The 15,431-nt window shown below is 59.9% G+C and carries 16 protein-coding genes; 11 read left to right on the plus strand and 5 right to left on the minus strand.

All coding sequences use genetic code 11. From position 1 onward, the window contains the following. Window positions 1–18: 18 nt before the first annotated feature. From ybaK to Q8O69_RS03760, 3 genes are read left to right on the plus strand one after another with little or no spacing between them, the layout of a single operon-like run. The gene (gene ybaK, locus Q8O69_RS03750) at window positions 19–489 is read left to right on the plus strand and encodes a Cys-tRNA(Pro) deacylase (protein ID WP_305589673.1); all 471 of its coding nucleotides are present in this window, start codon (window positions 19–21) and stop codon (window positions 487–489) included. A gap of 37 nt (window positions 490–526) precedes the next feature. Next, window positions 527–2,014 carry a glycerol kinase GlpK gene (gene glpK, locus Q8O69_RS03755; protein WP_305589675.1) on the plus strand — a complete coding sequence of 496 codons (1,488 nt, stop codon included), beginning with the start codon at window positions 527–529 and terminating at the stop codon, window positions 2,012–2,014. A gap of 44 nt (window positions 2,015–2,058) precedes the next feature. Beyond that, entirely contained in the window at window positions 2,059–2,835 is a 777-nt protein-coding gene (locus Q8O69_RS03760) for an ABC transporter substrate-binding protein (protein ID WP_305589677.1), read from the plus strand. A gap of 34 nt (window positions 2,836–2,869) precedes the next feature. Here the strand turns inward: Q8O69_RS03760 and Q8O69_RS03765 are convergent, their stop codons facing one another. Further along, window positions 2,870–4,099 (minus strand): hypothetical protein, encoded by a 1,230-nt coding sequence (locus tag Q8O69_RS03765; RefSeq protein WP_305589679.1) that lies wholly within the window; start codon window positions 4,097–4,099, stop codon window positions 2,870–2,872. 342 nt (window positions 4,100–4,441) lie between these two features. Between Q8O69_RS03765 and Q8O69_RS03770 the strand changes: the two genes are divergently transcribed. Continuing rightward, window positions 4,442–5,242 (plus strand): PhzF family phenazine biosynthesis protein, encoded by an 801-nt coding sequence (locus Q8O69_RS03770; protein ID WP_305589681.1) that lies wholly within the window; start codon window positions 4,442–4,444, stop codon window positions 5,240–5,242. 1 nt (window position 5,243) lies between these two features. Here Q8O69_RS03770 and Q8O69_RS03775 read toward each other — a convergent pair whose 3' ends face one another. Beyond that, a complete protein-coding gene (locus tag Q8O69_RS03775; RefSeq protein WP_305589682.1) occupies window positions 5,244–6,350 on the minus strand; it encodes an ABC transporter ATP-binding protein in 1,107 nt (368 codons plus the stop codon). Then, window positions 6,347–7,267 (minus strand): ornithine carbamoyltransferase, encoded by a 921-nt coding sequence (argF, locus tag Q8O69_RS03780; RefSeq protein WP_305589684.1) that lies wholly within the window; start codon window positions 7,265–7,267, stop codon window positions 6,347–6,349. Before argF ends, Q8O69_RS03775 begins: the two co-directional genes overlap by 4 nt. A 309-nt stretch (window positions 7,268–7,576) precedes the next feature. Between argF and Q8O69_RS03785 the strand changes: the two genes are divergently transcribed. Together Q8O69_RS03785 and grxD are read left to right on the plus strand one after the other, a co-directional pair. Further along, on the plus strand, window positions 7,577–9,685 hold the full coding sequence (locus Q8O69_RS03785; RefSeq protein WP_305589686.1) for a molybdopterin oxidoreductase family protein: 2,109 nt from the start codon (window positions 7,577–7,579) through the stop codon (window positions 9,683–9,685). Between the two features lie 120 nt (window positions 9,686–9,805). After that, on the plus strand, window positions 9,806–10,132 hold the full coding sequence (gene grxD / locus Q8O69_RS03790) for a Grx4 family monothiol glutaredoxin (RefSeq protein WP_090387563.1): 327 nt from the start codon (window positions 9,806–9,808) through the stop codon (window positions 10,130–10,132). Between the two features lie 72 nt (window positions 10,133–10,204). Here the strand turns inward: grxD and bfr are convergent, their stop codons facing one another. Both bfr and Q8O69_RS03800 read right to left on the minus strand, forming a co-directional pair. Next, window positions 10,205–10,675, minus strand: a complete 471-nt coding sequence (bfr, locus tag Q8O69_RS03795; protein WP_296219633.1) for a bacterioferritin — start codon at window positions 10,673–10,675, stop codon at window positions 10,205–10,207. A 195-nt stretch (window positions 10,676–10,870) separates the two neighbouring features. After that, window positions 10,871–11,089, minus strand: coding sequence for a bacterioferritin-associated ferredoxin (locus tag Q8O69_RS03800; RefSeq protein ID WP_275961267.1), 219 nt, complete (start codon window positions 11,087–11,089; stop codon window positions 10,871–10,873). Window positions 11,090–11,476: 387 nt separating this feature from the next. On the opposite strand from Q8O69_RS03800, the gene flgB reads away from it, so the two are divergent. The 5 genes from flgB to Q8O69_RS03825 all read left to right on the plus strand — a co-directional run bounded on the left by flgB (window position 11,477) and on the right by Q8O69_RS03825 (window position 15,344). Continuing rightward, on the plus strand, window positions 11,477–11,884 hold the full coding sequence (gene flgB, locus Q8O69_RS03805; protein ID WP_305589689.1) for a flagellar basal body rod protein FlgB: 408 nt from the start codon (window positions 11,477–11,479) through the stop codon (window positions 11,882–11,884). Between the two features lie 15 nt (window positions 11,885–11,899). Further along, the gene (gene flgC, locus Q8O69_RS03810) at window positions 11,900–12,343 is read left to right on the plus strand and encodes a flagellar basal body rod protein FlgC (protein ID WP_275961269.1); all 444 of its coding nucleotides are present in this window, start codon (window positions 11,900–11,902) and stop codon (window positions 12,341–12,343) included. A gap of 25 nt (window positions 12,344–12,368) precedes the next feature. Beyond that, window positions 12,369–13,037: a flagellar hook assembly protein FlgD gene (gene flgD / locus Q8O69_RS03815; RefSeq protein ID WP_305589691.1), complete on the plus strand. Its 669-nt coding sequence runs from the start codon at window positions 12,369–12,371 to the stop codon at window positions 13,035–13,037. Between the two features lie 43 nt (window positions 13,038–13,080). Continuing rightward, a complete protein-coding gene (gene flgE / locus Q8O69_RS03820) occupies window positions 13,081–14,397 on the plus strand; it encodes a flagellar hook protein FlgE (protein ID WP_305589693.1) in 1,317 nt (438 codons plus the stop codon). Between the two features lie 206 nt (window positions 14,398–14,603). Beyond that, window positions 14,604–15,344, plus strand: coding sequence for a flagellar basal body rod protein FlgF (locus Q8O69_RS03825; RefSeq protein WP_305589695.1), 741 nt, complete (start codon window positions 14,604–14,606; stop codon window positions 15,342–15,344). The last annotated feature ends 87 nt before the right edge of the window (window positions 15,345–15,431 follow it).

The following is a 15,431-nucleotide window of genomic DNA, read 5'->3' on the forward strand; positions in this document are numbered from 1 at the left end:
TTGTTTTCACATTCGAACATGACTCCTGCCATTGATCTGCTGAAAAAAGCCAAGGCTGTGCATCAGGTGCACAGTTACCACCACGATCCCAAGGCGGCTTCCTATGGCCTGGAAGCGGCGGAAAAGCTCAATCTTGAGCCCGCCCAGGTGTTTAAGACCCTGCTGGCGGCCAGCGAGAAGGGCGAGCTGCTGGTCGCTGTAGTGCCGGTCGCTGGTACGCTTGATCTGAAAGCCTTGGCGCATGCCGCCGGGGTGAAGAAAGCCGATATGGCCGACCCCGCTGCAGCGCAGCGCGCTACCGGTTACCTGCTCGGTGGCATCAGTCCCTTGGGGCAGAAGAAGCGTTTGCGTACCTTTATCGATGAGTCGGCGCAGCACTTTCCGAATATCTATGTCAGCGCCGGGCGGCGTGGGCTGGAAGTGCAGCTGGATGCTGCGGTGCTGGCGCAGCTGACGCAGGCTTTGTTTGCATCTATTGGTCGCGGCTAGCAGCCGCTCTACAACTTATAAAAACAAGGAAATTTGCATGTCTCATTACCTGCTTGCCATCGACCAGGGCACCACCAGCAGCCGGGCGATTGTCTTCAGTGCCCAGGGCTTGCCCGTGGCGCGTGCACAGCAGGAGTTCAAACAGTATTTCCCACAGGACGGCTGGGTTGAGCATGACGGCGAAGAGCTGTGGCTGAGCACTCTCAAGGTCTGCCGTGAGGCGCTCAAGCAGAGTGGCCTGAGTGCCAGTGATGTGGCGGCTATCGGCATTACCAACCAGCGCGAAACCACCCTGGTGTGGGATGCGCAGACTGGCACGCCGATCCATCCGGCCATTGTCTGGCAGGACCGGCGCACCGCTGACTATTGCGCCGAGCTGAAAGAAGCCGGGCATGAGGCAGCGGTGGCGGCCAAGACCGGTCTGCTGATTGACCCGTATTTTTCCGCGACCAAACTGCGCTGGATTCTGCAGAAAGTGCCCGGCGCCCGTGAGCGTGCCGAGCGCGGTGAGCTACGTTTTGGCACCGTGGACTCGTTCCTGCTGTGGCGCCTGACCGGCGGCAAATCGCACAAAACCGATGCCAGCAACGCCTCGCGTACCCTGCTGTTCAACATCCACACCCAACAGTGGGATAAGGAGCTGCTCAAACTGTTCGAGATTCCCGCCAGCCTGCTGCCCGAAGTACTCGATTGCGCCGCTGATTTCGGCATTACCGAAGCCAATCTGCTCGGTGCGGCGATTCCGGTACTGGGAATGGCCGGTGATCAGCAGGCGGCGCTGATCGGCCAGGCGTGCTTTGAGCCGGGTATGGTCAAGAGTACCTACGGCACCGGCTGCTTTATGATCCAGAACACCGGCAGCGTGCCGGTGATCTCGAAAAACCGCCTGCTCACCACGGTCGGTTATCGCCTGAATGGCCAGGTCACCTATGCGGTGGAAGGCAGTATTTTCGTCGCTGGTGCCGCGGTGCAATGGCTGCGCGATGGCATCAAGCTGATCAGCCATGCCCGTGATACCGAGGCCATGGCCGAGCAGACCGGTGATGCCTGCGGCGTGTACCTGGTGCCGGCCTTTACCGGCCTGGGGGCGCCGTACTGGGACCCGAAAGCCCGTGGCGCAATCTTCGGCTTGACCCGCGATACCGGGATCAAGGAAATCGTTACCGCCGGCCTGCAGTCGGTGTGCTACCAGACCCGCGATCTACTCGAAGCCATGCGCCAGGACGGCGCGGCCGAGCCCAGTGCGCTGCGGGTGGATGGCGGCATGGTGGAAAACAACTGGGTTATGCAGTTTCTCGCCGACATCCTTGGGGTGCCGGTGGAGCGTCCGGAAGTCACCGAAACTACGGCGCTTGGCGTGGCCTATCTGGCCGGCCTGCAAGCCGGGCTTTATAAGGATTTGGCGAGCATCGCCCGGCATTGGCATCGTCAGCAGCGCTTCGATCCGCGCATGGCCGACAGCCATCGCAGCAAGCTGTATGACGGTTGGCTGGATGCGGTGAAAAGGGTGCGCAGCGAAGGCTGAGGGTGGTAAAACGTCCAGCATCCCTATTGCTCGTGGAGCCCTGCATGTCGATATGCCGTCAGCTGGTTGCTCGTGGATTGTTGCTGGCGCTGCTGGGCTGTGCCGGCTGGGCGCGAGCCGAGACGCTGGTGATTGCCGGGGATATCTGGTGCCCGGTGAATTGTCAGCCAGACTCGGGGCGGCCGGGCATCTTCGTTGAGTTGGCGCAGGAAATCTTTGCCGAATCCGGTATTGAGGTGCATTACCAGGCGCTGAACTGGGCGCGCACTCTGCAGCAGGTACGCCGTGGGCAGTTGAATGCGGCAATCGGTGCGGGCGTCGAGGATGCCCCGGACTTTCTCTTTGGCGCCACGCCCGTGGCGTCGTCACGTAGCTGCTTTTTTACCTTGCCGGACTCCACCTGGCGCTTTACCGGCACCGCATCGCTCGCCGAGCAACGCCTTGGGGTAATCAATGACTACAGCTACGGCGATGAGCTGAACACCTATATCGCCCTGCATCACGGTGACAGCGAGCGTATTCAGATTGCCGCCGGTGATACGGCGTTGGCCTTGAATATCGGCAAGCTGATCCATGGTCGCGTGGATGTGGTGCTGGAAAACGCTTGGGTGATGCAAGCCATGCTGGCCAGCCAGGGGCGGGAGGGGGCGTTGCGTGAGGCCGGTTGCCGCGCCCCGGATGTGCCGATCTACCTGGCGTTTTCCCCGGCGCTGGAATCTAGCCCACGCTATCTCGCGTTGTTCGAGCAGGGCGTGCAGCGCTATCGGGCCAATGGCCGTTTACAGCAGCTGCTGCAGGCCTATGGGGTGGGCACACCCTGAGTCGAAAGCGGCCCCGTTGCCGGGGCCGCGAGCATCAGTAGCTGTATTGCACTTGCAGCCAGGCTTTGTCGGTATCCACGGCAAAGTCGTCGGCGTCGTAGCTGGCGTATTTGACCAATCCAACCAGGCCTTTCACGCCGGGAATCGGGTGGGCGTAGGACAGGTTGATCTCCTCGCCGTACTGGCTGCTGCCTACTTCGGCGCGAAAGTCGTGGTACCAGGCCTGCAGGGTGCCGCCGAACAATGGCGCACTAATGCCGGCGTAGGCATCCTTGACGCCGCCAGCGGGCGTCATCAGGAACATATCGGCCCAGCCCTGGAAGGCATGCTTGGTCGCCAACGGGGTCTGGAAGGCGCGGTTGCCTGGGCCCGCGTCGCCGCCAAGCACTTCATAACCGGCTTTCAGCGCCACGCCTTGGACGGTGTAACCGAGTTCAGCCAGGTAATAGTCGCTATCCAAATCCAGCGGGTTGTCGGCGTATTCGCTCTGCTGCGCGTATTCCAGCACGTAGCTGATGCCGGCGATGGCACCGTTGAGGCGCAGGCCAGTGGTCTTGCTCGACTGGCTGCCCGCCGTCAGGTTGTCCAGGCCCAGGCGGTACTGGTAGGCGGTGGCGGTCAGCTCGGGCATCAGGATGTACTGGGCATTGAGCAAATGGCTGTGGCCTTCGATATTGGCCGGGTTGGCGGCGCTGTCGTAGCGGCCGTTGCCGGGGCCGAAAACGGTGTTGATGTTGTCGATATAGGCGTAGCTCAGGGTCAGGCCTTGCAGAGGCTTCAACTGGCCGAGCACGCCATCGTAGGTTTGCTCGTTCTGCCGCCAGGCCACGCCGCCGACGAAGCGCTGGTTATCCAGGTTGATCCGTTGGCGACCCAGCACGGCGCTGCCGTATTGGTGGTCGTAACGCAGCAGGGCCTGGTTGACCTCGCTGCCATTCGGGTCGGCGACCACCGAGTACTCGCTCTGGCCGTTGCGGGTTTCGTTGTAGCTCGCATCGCCGATGCGGCTGACGTTATCGGCCTCGATCAGCGCCGACAGGCCGTACCACTTGCCGCTCTGCACGCCGACGCGGGTGCGCAGGGTCTGCGCGTTGGCGTGTTTGAGGGCGTTGTCCTGGTCGACATGCTCATAGCGGTAGCGCGCATCGAGAATCGGCTTGGCCTCGCTGAACAGGTTGCTGAAGGATTCTTCGGCAAAGGCGGCGTGGCTGAGGGTGGTGCCGGCAATGGCCAGCGACAGCAGGGACAGTTTCATCATGCGCATAGCGGTCTTCCTGTAAGCCAAAAAACGCAAAAAAAAAACGCCACAGCGCCCATGTCTCGAAAGGAGAGGGTGCTATGACGTCGTTGTCGGTTGAGTGGCAGACACGCCGTTGTGCTGACCGGGGTGGGTCATAGCAGGCGGCGTGCCAGGATTTCTAAGTTGCTGATTTGTGACGAATTAGTGAATTTTTAAGAACCTTTGGCGATTAATCCGTGCACCGTCGATGCCCGATGCGCATTCAGACGGTGCAGCTGTACCGGCGCAATCGTCGGCCGCTGTAGTAGGCGCACGTTGCCGTGCTGCGGCATGCTCTACGCCATCACAGATAAGGAGCGTCGCCCCATGCAGCTTGAATTTCACCAGGTTGATGCCTTTGCCACGCAGCCATTTACCGGTAATCCGGCGATGGTTTATCGCCTGGACAGCTGGCTTGAAGATGCCCTGATGCAGCAGATTGCCGCCGAGCACAATCTGGCGGAAACCGCCTTTGTGGTGAAGGAAGGCGCGGCCTGGCATATCCGCTGGTTTACCCCGGCGGCGGAAGTGCCGCTGTGCGGTCACGCCACCCTGGCCAGTGCCCATGTGTTGTTTGATATCTATGGCGAGCCGGGTGATGTGTTGGATTTCACCTGCCTGTCTGGCGCGCTGCGGGTCAGCCGCGCAGGCGACAAGCTGGTGCTGGATTTCCCCGTGCGGCTTGCACAGCCCTGTGAGTTACGCGCAGAGGTTGAGCTGGCGCTGGGCGTGCCGGTAGAAAGCGTGCTGGCGCTGCATGAAGGGCAGGGCATTCAGGAGCTGTTGGCGATTCTGCCGAACGAGGCTGCAGTGCGGGCTTATCAACCGGATCTGGCGGCAGTGGCCAAGTTGCCAGGGTTGGGCTTGCTGATCAGCGCGCCCGGCGAGCGGCATGATTTTGTCTCGCGCTACTTCGCCCCCTCCATCGGTATCAATGAAGACCCGGTAACCGGTTCGACCCACTGCATGCTTACGCCCTACTGGGCGCAGCGTCTGGACAAGACCAAGCTGAGCGCCTTCCAGTGTTCGGCGCGCGGCGGCGAGTTGCACTGTGAGCTGTCTGGTGAGCGAGTAAAGATCGCCGGCCAGGCGCTGTTGATTGCCAGTGGCCGGTTACTGTTGGGGTAGGTCAGCTGTCGCTGCTGTAGCGGCGCACACCTGACTCCCCCAGGTTGACCTGGGCGGCAATGCTGCCCGGGGCGGGAAATACCACCAGATGGTCGGCGGCCACACGAATGCCGACCTGCTGGCCGGGCAGGTGGTCGGCGTGACTGGGGAAGATCGACTCCAGCTGGCTGCCGGTGGGCAGCTGCAGGCGATACAGGGTCGCCGCACCGAGGAAAGTTTTGCCGACGATCAGCGCCTTTTGCGTGCTGTCCGGGTCGTAGACGATATCGTCCGGACGCAGCAGCACGTCCACCGCACTGCCGGTCGGCCAGGTGTAGGCGCGGTTGCCGCGAATCAGGCCCAGTTCGGTCTGCACCGAGTCCGGGCTGAGCAACTGGCCGCGAATAAAGTAGCCCTGGCCGATAAAGCTCGCGACAAAGGGCGTCAGCGGCTCGTGGTAGAGGTTGAACGGGGTGTCCCACTGTTCCAGCTTGCCTTCCTTGAATACGCCGACGTGATCGCTGACGGCAAAGGCTTCTTCCTGGTCGTGGGTGACCAGAATCGCGCTGGTGCCACGCGCCTTGAGAATGTCGCGCACTTCATGGCTGAGGCGCCGACGTAGCTCGCCATCCAGGTTGGAGAAGGGTTCATCGAGCAGCAGCAATTGCGGTTCCGGCGCCAGCGCGCGGGCCAGGGCTACGCGTTGCTGTTGGCCGCCGGATAGCTCGTGCGGGTAGCGCTTGCCGAGGTGGCCGAGTTTGACCAGCTCCATCAGCTCCTGGGTAACCCGCTCGCAATTGGATTGCTTGCGGATGCCGAAGCCGATGTTCTCCGCCACGCTCAGGTGCGGGAACAGCGCGTAATCCTGGAACACCATGCCGATCCGGCGTTTCTCCGGGGCCAGGGTAAAGCCAGCTTTGGAGATAATCTGATCGGCCAGTTGAATCTCGCCTTCCAGCACCGGCTCGAAACCGGCAATCGCCCGCAGTGTGGTGGTCTTGCCGCAACCCGAAGGGCCGAGCAGGCAGCCGATGTCGCCGGCATTCAGGTGCAGGTTGAGGTTCTGCACCACCTTGTGTCCGGGGTAGCCGCAGCTCAGCTCGCGCAGGTTCAGCAGGGCTTGGCTCATGCGTGGTGGTACGCCGGTTCAACCAGAAATTCGAGCAGCGCCTTCTGTACATGCAGGCGGTTCTCGGCCTGGTCCCAGGCAGCCGAACGCGGGTCGTCGAGCAGGTCCTCGCTGATTTCCTCGCCACGGTGGGCTGGCAGGCAGTGCAGGAACAGCACGTCTTCTGCGGCGGCATCGAGCAGCGCACGATTGACCTGATAGGGCTGGAACAGCTTGAGGCGTTCGGCGGCCTCGTCTTCCTGACCCATGGAGGCCCACACGTCGGTGCTCACCAGGTGGGCGCCAGCAACGGCAGCGCGCGGGTCGCGGAGAATCTGCACACGCTCGCCCGCAGCGGCGAGGAACGTGGCGTTCGGCTCGTAGCCCTCGGGGCAGGCGACGCGCAGCTGAAAGTCGAACTGGATGGCCGCTTCTATATAGGAGTTGCACATATTGTTGCCGTCGCCGATCCAGGCCACGGTCTTGCCTTTGATGCTGCCGCGATGCTCCTGATAGGTCTGCATATCGGCCAGCAGCTGGCAGGGGTGCAGGTCATCGGACAGGCCGTTGATCACCGCCACCCGCGAGTTAGCGGCGAATTCGGTCAGGGTGCTGTGGGCGAAGGTGCGGATCATCACCGCATCGAGCATGCGCGACATGACGATGGCGGCGTCGCCAATCGGCTCGCCACGGCCCAGCTGGGTGTCACGCGGCGAGAGGAAGATGGCCTGGCCGCCGAGCTGGATCATGCCGGCTTCAAACGACAGGCGGGTGCGGGTGGAGGCCTTTTCGAAGATCATGCCCAGCACGCGATTCTTCAGCGGCTCGAACAGCACGCCGCGGTTGCGCAAGTCCTTCAGCTCCATGCCGCGGCGGATCAGGCTCACCAGTTCGTCCGGTGTGCAATCCATCAGCGAGAGAAAGTGTCTTGCGCTCATCGTTAACTACCTTTTGACAGCTGGGCGCAGGTTCAATGGCCTAATTAAATAGAAGAAACGGCAGAACCTGCGGCTGGGGGGCCGCACTATGCGACGAAACGGGGAAGTCGCGATCTTATAAGCAAACGCCGATCAGGCGCAAATTGCCTGCGGTTTGCGGGTGAACTGAGCGGGGGCGAGAACCATCTATCGGCTGACCTGATGCCGCGCAATTCACGCAGCGAACCCTGCTGGCGCAGGTCAGCACCAGCCGCCATAGTCATGCCTTAACGGTGCTCAGCGCATCGCGTTAAAACAAGAGGCCCGGCCATGACCAAGACCCTCCACCACCGTGCATGCCATCTCTGCGAAGCCATCTGTGGCCTGACCATTGAAACCGAAGTGCAGGACGACGGTTCCACGCAGATCCGCTCGATCAAGGGAGATGCCCAGGACAGCTTCAGTCGTGGCCATATCTGCCCCAAGGCCGTGGCGCTGCAGGATATCCAGAGCGATCCCGACCGCCTGCGTCAGCCCATGCGCCGTGTCGGCAATGAGTGGCAGGCCATCGAGTGGGATGAAGCCTTCGAGCTGGTGGCCGAGCGCCTGAGTACGATCCAGACGCAGCATGGGCAGAACGCCGTGGCGGTGTATCAGGGCAACCCGAGTGTGCATAACTACGGCCTGATGACCCACAGCAACTACTTCCTCGGCCAGCTGAAAACCCGTAACCGTTATTCGGCCACCTCGGTCGATCAGTTGCCGCATCACCTGACCAGCCATCTGATGTATGGCCATGGCCTGCTGATTCCGATTCCGGATATCGACCACACCGACTTTATGCTGATTCTCGGCGGCAACCCGCTGGCGTCTAACGGCAGCATCATGACCGTGCCGGATGTGGAAAAGCGCCTGAAGGCCATCCAGAAGCGCGGCGGCAAACTGGTGGTGGTTGACCCGCGCCGCAGTGAAACGGCAGCGATTGCTGACCAGCATGTATTCGTGCGGCCCGGCCAGGATGCTGCGCTGCTGTTCGGCCTGCTCAATACCCTGTTCGAGGAAAACCTCGGCCGCGCCAGTCATCTGGCGATAGATGGGTTGGATGAAGTGCGTCAGGCGATTGCCGGGTTTACCGCCGAAAGCATGAGCGCCCAATGCGGCGTGCCAGCGCAGACGATTCGCCAGTTGGCGCGCGACTTTACCGCTGCCGAGTCGGCGGTGTGTTACGGCCGCATGGGTGTCTCCACCCAGGCCTTCGGCACGCTGTGTCAGTGGCTGGTGCAGCTGATCAACCTGGTCACCGGCAACCTCGATCGGGTGGGCGGCGTGCTCTGCACCGAGCCGGCCGTGGACCTGGTGGCCTCGACTTCGGGTGGGCATTTCAATCGCTGGCAGAGCCGCGTGTCCGGCTTGCCGGAGTACGGCGGCGAATTGCCGGTTTCGGCCCTGGCCGAGGAAATGCTCAGCGAGGGTGAAGGGCAGGTGCGCGCGCTGGTTACGGTGGCGGGCAACCCGGTGCTGTCCACGCCCAATGGCCGGCAGCTGGAGCAGGCGCTGGATGGCTTGGAGTTTATGCTCAGCATCGACTTCTACATCAACGAAACCACCCGTTATGCCGACCTGATCCTGCCGCCGACCGGGCCGCTGGAGCACGATCACTACGACACCACCTTTAATATGTTCGCGGTGCGCAATGTCACCCGCTTCAATGAAGCGGTGCTGGCCAAGCCGGCCGGCGCGCTGCATGACTGGGAAATCTTTGTCGGCCTGGCCAAAGCCTTTGCTGTGAAAACCGGCGTGGAACTAAAGCCGACCATGGCCCCCGAGCAGATGATCGACATGGGCCTGCGCTTTGGCAGCTACGGCGACAAGTCGGAACATAAGCTGTCTTTGGCGGCGCTGCGCGAGCACCCGCATGGCCTCGATCTGGGCGCGCTCAAGCCCAACCTAGCAGGCCGCTTGAAAACCGCTAACAAGCATATTCAGGCGGCGCCAGCGGTGATCATGGCTGACCTGCAGCGCTTTGCTGAACAGCCGACGGCCAAGGCCGATGAGCTGCTGCTGATCGGTCGACGCCATGTGCGCAGCAATAACTCCTGGATGCACAACTATCACCGCCTAGTTAAAGGCAAGCCGCGTCACCAACTGCTGATGCACCCGGTGGATCTGAGCCAGCGCGGGTTAACCGATGGCCAACTGGTGCGCGTGCGCTCGCGGGTCGGGGTCATTGAGGTGGAAGTGGCTGCCAGTGAAGACATGATGGCCGGCGTGGTCAGCCTGCCGCATGGCTGGGGTCATGCGCGGCCTGGCGTACAGATGAGCATCGCCAGCGAACAACCAGGTGCCAGCGCCAATGACCTGACCGATGAGCGGCAGCTCGATGCCCTGTCCGGCAATGCGGCGCTAAATGGGGTGCCGGTGCAGGTTGAAGCCGCTTGAGCAGCTGATATTTGGCATAGGGAAAGTGGCAGGGAAGGCCGAGCATTGCGCTCGGCTTTTCGCTACAATGCCGCCACCGTGCCGACCCGTGAGTCGGGAAGTTAAGTCCTGAGGTGCCCAATGGATATCATCGAAACCATCAAAGAGCAGATCGCTAAAAATACCGTTCTGCTGTACATGAAAGGCTCGCCGAACGCTCCGCAGTGCGGCTTTTCCTCCAAAGCTGCGCAGGTTGTGATGGCCTGTGGCGAGAAATTCGCCTATGTCGACATCCTGCAAAACCCGGAAATCCGCGCCAACCTGCCTAAGTACGCTAACTGGCCAACCTTCCCGCAGCTGTGGGTCGGTGGTGAGCTGGTCGGCGGCAGCGACATCCTCGCGGAAATGTTCGATAAGGGTGAGCTGCAGACACTGATCAAAGACGCCGTGCAGAAAGCCGACGCCTAAGCTAAGCAGGCTGCATAAACAACAAACCCCGCCAAGTGCGGGGTTTGTTGTTTATGGCGCAAGCGTTTTGGTTTATTCGTCCATCTGCGACTGCAGGTAGTTTTGCAAGCCCACGGCCTCGATCAGGCTAAGTTGGGTTTCCAGCCAGTCGATGTGGTCTTCTTCAGAGCAGAGGATTTCTTCGAGCAGCTCGCGGCTGGCGTAGTCGCCGATGCTTTCGCAGTAGGCAATTGCCGCTTTCAGGTCGATATGCGCTTTGTGTTCGATCTTCAGGTCGCACTCGAGCATTTCCTTGGTGTTTTCACCGATCAGGATCTTGCCGAGGTCTTGCACGTTGGGCAGGCCTTCGAGGAACAGGATGCGCTTGATCAGCTTGTCCGCATGCTTCATCTCGTCGATGGACTCGTGATACTCATGCTCGCCGAGTTTCTTCAGGCCCCAGTCCTCATACATGCGTGCGTGCAGGAAGTACTGGTTGATCGCGACCAGCTCGTTACCGAGGATCTTGTTCAGATGCTGGATGACCTTCTTGTCGCCTTTCATGTCTGCGTCTGCCTTGCAGGGGAGTTAGCGTCAAATTCTGGGCCGATGGTTTTCGGCTGTCAAACCTAAGTATTTGAATTTAAAGTTAAAATTAATATGAATACGAATGCTTAAGTTCTGCGCTTTGCCGCTAAGGTATTGAATTAAAGCAATAAAAAACCGGACACAGGGTCCGGTTTTTTTATATCGCTAAATTCAGGCGGCAACAAAGTTCGCCGGATAGGCCATAGCGGCTTGGCTGTTTTGCACGTCGCTCAGTGTTTCGCGGACCACTTGCTTGGCCAGGCAGGCGCATTTGCCGCATTGGCTGGCAACGCCGAGGGTGGCGCGCACGTCACGGTAGCTGCAGCAGCCTTCGTAGATGGCTTCGCGGATCTGACCGTCAGTAATACCTTCGCAGAGACACACGTACATGATTAAGGCTCGTGGCAGGGCAGTGGCTAATGCGACGGATACTAATGTTAATGAGAATGCTTGTCAAAACTGTGTGTGGTTGATTATGGATTGCCTGACGGGCGGTGCTCAGAGTGTCGCGGTTGGTGGTAGGTGAGGGGTTGCAGCCCGTGCTGATTAGTCAACGCCACCCAGCCCGCCACTGAAATTGTCCGCGTGAGCGGCAATTAGGCAAAACTCGTTTGCCGCTTGCTTGCCCATAGGCGGAAAGCGCTTGCCGCTTTGCCGCTCTGAGCACTGTATTTATCAATCAACCTATTGATAAATAAGTAAAAAATAATATGGCACAGGCATTGCTTGTGGTCTTGCACGGAAAGTAGCAACACCAACCGGCAAAGGTTTCTGACCATGAGCATCAGTTTCGATCGGGCACTCGGCATCCATGAACAAGCACTGGGCTTTCGCGCTCAGCGCGCCGAGGTGTTGGCCAACAACATCGCCAACGCCGACACGCCGCACTACAAGGCGCGTGACCTGCAGTTCGCCACCGTACTGGCCGAGCAAAGCGCTAAAAGCCAGCGCGGCCAGGTGAGCCTAAGTCGTACTGACAGCCAGCATATCCCGGCTGATGGCGTGATGGTCGGGGATGCCAGCCTGGCGTACCGCACCCCGTTCCATCCCTCGATTGATCAGAACACCGTTGACCTGCAGATCGAGCAGTCCAATTACGCGGAAAACTCGGTGCAGTTCCAGGCCAGCTTTACCTTTCTCAATAGCAAATTCAAAGGGCTGGTCAGCGCCCTGCGCGGCGATTAATAGGAGCCTGATGCCATGTCACTAGCCAGTGTTTTCAACATCGCCGGAACCGGTATGAGTGCCCAGAGCACTCGCCTGAATACCATTGCCAGCAACATCGCCAACGCCGAGACAGTCTCCTCGAGCATCGATCAGACCTACCGTGCGCGGCATCCGGTGTTCGCCACCATGTTCCAGTCGGCGCAGAACGGCGACCGTGGTTCGCTGTTTGCCGATCAGGACAATGCCGGGGTCGGCGTGCAGGTCTTGGGTGTGGTCGAGGATCAGAGCAGCCTGATGCCGCGCTATGAGCCGAACCATCCTGCAGCCGATGCCGGCGGCTATGTGTATTACCCCAATGTCAATGTGGTGGAAGAGATGGCCGACATGATTTCTGCCAGTCGGGCCTTTCAGACCAACACTGAAATGATGAACACCGCCAAGCAGATGATGCAGCGCGTATTGACCCTCGGTCAGTAAGCCAACGGAAAAGGAGTGCAACCCCATGAGTACTGTTGGCGATGTCAGTGGTTCGGCGCTGGACCAATACCAGATCAAAAATGAGCGCACCACCAATAAGGATCTCGGCAAGAACGAGTTCTTGAATCTGTTGGTGGCGCAGCTGAATAACCAGAACCCGCTGGAGCCGCAAGGCAATGGTGAGTTTATCGCCCAGCTGGCGCAGTTCAGTCAGGTTGAGGGGATCGAGAAGCTGAACACCAGCATGGGTTCGCTGCTCACCGGTTATCAGTCGTCCCAGGCGTTGCAGGCGTCCTCGCTGGTCGGGCGCAAGGTGATCATCCCGAGTGATAAGGCGGTGGTCGATACCAGCGAGAGCTTCAAGGCCAGCCTGGTGCTGCCGGTTAGCAGCAGCAATGTCTACGTCAATATCTATGACAAGGCCGGCTCTGCGGTGGGCCGAGTCAACCTGGGTGAGCAGGCGGCCGGCAATGTCAGCTTTATCTGGGATGGCAAGGATGCCAGCGGCAATCTGTTGCCGCCCGGCACTTACAAGTTCGAGGCGCAGGCCACCTACGCCGATGGCACCAAGGGGCTTTACACCATGCTGCCGGCCAACGTCGACAGTGTGACCCTGGGCGGCAAAGAGTTGATGTTGAACCTGGCGGGGCTTGGCAGCGTGCCAATGTCGCAGGTCCAGGTGATCGGTCAGTAACTAACAGGTTTTAGCCGCCGGCTGTCCGGCAAAGGAGTCTTCCATGGGTTTCAATATCGGTCTTAGCGGTCTGCGTGCCGCGACCAGCGACCTTAACGTGACCGGTAACAACATCGCCAACGCCGGCACTGCGGGCTTCAAGCAGTCGCGTGCTGAGTTTGCCGATGTCTATGCGGCGTCTGTGTTGGGTTCTGGCTCGAATCCGCAGGGCAGCGGTGTGCTGCTCGGTGATGTGTCGCAGTTGTTCAATCAGGGCAATATCAATTACACGCAGAATGCCCTGGACCTGGCGATCAATGGCAACGGCTTCTTCCAGACCAGTAACAATGGCGAAGTGAGCTACACCCGTGCCGGTTATTTCGGTACCGACCGTGATGGCTTTATGGTGAACAACTTCGGTTATCGCCTGCAGGGCTATGCAGTGGATGCCAATGGCAATTTGCAGAATGGCATCATCAACGATTTACGTATCGAGACTGCCAGTCAGGAGCCCCGCGCAACCGAGAGTCTTGAGCAGGTGTTCAACCTCAACTCGACCAATAAAGTGCCGACTACCGTACCGTTCAATCCGTCGGACCCGACGACCTATAACTCGTCGACTTCGACCAATATTTACGACACCCAGGGTAACTCCCACGTATTTACCCAGTACTTCCTCAAGACGGGTCCCAATACCTGGCAGATGAACGTATTGATCGATGGGCGTAACCCGGATGATCCGACACTGACCACGCCTTCGTCAGTGGATCTACAGTTCACCACGGCCGGGCAGTTGGATATTCCCGCCTTGATCGCCTCAACGCCGACCGGTTTCACCGTTGACGCCAATGGTCTTATCAATCTGACCACCTGGGTGCCGGCAGCGCCGGACAATTCCATCCCGCCTGTATGGAGTGGCAACGGCGCTACTGCCAGCGCCGCGGGTGTGGCTGTTGATGTGCGCGCCTCAACGCAGTTTGCCAGTAACTTTGCGGTAAACCGGGTCAGCCAGGACGGTTACACCACCGGTCAATTGGCTGGGTTGGAAATCGATGACACTGGGGTGATCTTTGCCCGCTACACCAATGGTCAATCCAAGGTGCAGGGGCAGGTGATTCTGGCCAACTTCGCCAACGTGCAAGGGCTGACGCCGGTGGGTAAGACTGCCTGGGTGCAGTCCTTCCAGTCGGGTGAACCGGTGGTGGGGACGCCGCGTAGCGGTACCCTGGGCGCCCTGCAATCTGGTGCGCTGGAGGACTCCAACGTCGAGCTGTCGGATCAGCTGGTCAACCTGATCGTGGCGCAGCGCAACTACCAGGCCAACGCCAAGACCATTGAAACCGAAAGTGCGGTGACCCAGACCATTATCAACCTGCGTTGATAAGTGTTGCCTGCGACAGGCAAGCGCCTGTCGCAGGCGGCAAAAGTACGCCGCGCTGGCATTTAGAAGGCTCCATGTGGAGCCTTTTTTGTTTTTTAAAATCTATTTAAATCAATAAGTTAATATGATTTTTCGAGTGCTGGCATAGGCATTGCTTTATAGCTTGTATAGAGCAGCGCGGCGGCAAGCCCACTCGGAGAATTACCATGGACAAGATGCTGTACGTTTCCATGACTGGCGCCCACAACAACACCCTGGCCCAGCGTGCCCACGCCAACAACCTGGCAAACATCACCACCAATGGTTTCCGTCGGGATTTCGAGCAGGCGCGTTCCATGCCGATCTTTGGTGACAGTTATCCGTCGCGGGTCTACGCCATGAGCGAACGCCCGGGTACTGATTTCACCCCAGGCTCGCTGCAGGAAACCGGTCGTGATCTGGACGTGGCAGTGGGCGGTAAAGGCTGGCTGGCCGTACAAGCCCCCGATGGCAGCGAAGCCTATGTGCGTACCGCCAGCTTGAACGTTGATGCCCTGGGTGTTTTGCGTACCGGCAATGGCTTGCCGGTGATGGGCAACGCCGGGCCGATTGCGGTGCCGCCGGAGCAGAAAATCGAAATCGGCAAGGACGGCACCATCAGCATTCGCGCCCTTGGCGAGGCACCTAACGTGCTGGCCGAGGTGGACCGGTTGAAGCTGGTCAATCCGGACCTTAAGCAGATGGAGAAGGGCACTGACGGGATGATCCGCTTCAAGGGCCAAGGCCCGGTGCTGGCGGATGCCAATATGGAAATCACCTCGGGCTTTCTCGAATCAAGCAACGTCAACGCCGTGGAAGAGATGACCGCGATCCTCTCGCTGTCCCGCCAATTCGAATTGCAAGTGAAGATGATGCGCACCGCCGAAGACAATTCGGCGGCCATGGCGCGCGTCTTGCAGATGACCTAATTATCAGCACGCGGCGTCGTTAAAACGGCGCCCGAGGAGAATCGATATGCTTCCGGCACTGTGGGTCAGCAAGACCGGTCTGTCCGC

Source organism: Pseudomonas sp. (assembly GCF_030690725.1).
GTDB lineage: Bacteria > Pseudomonadota > Gammaproteobacteria > Pseudomonadales > Pseudomonadaceae > Aquipseudomonas.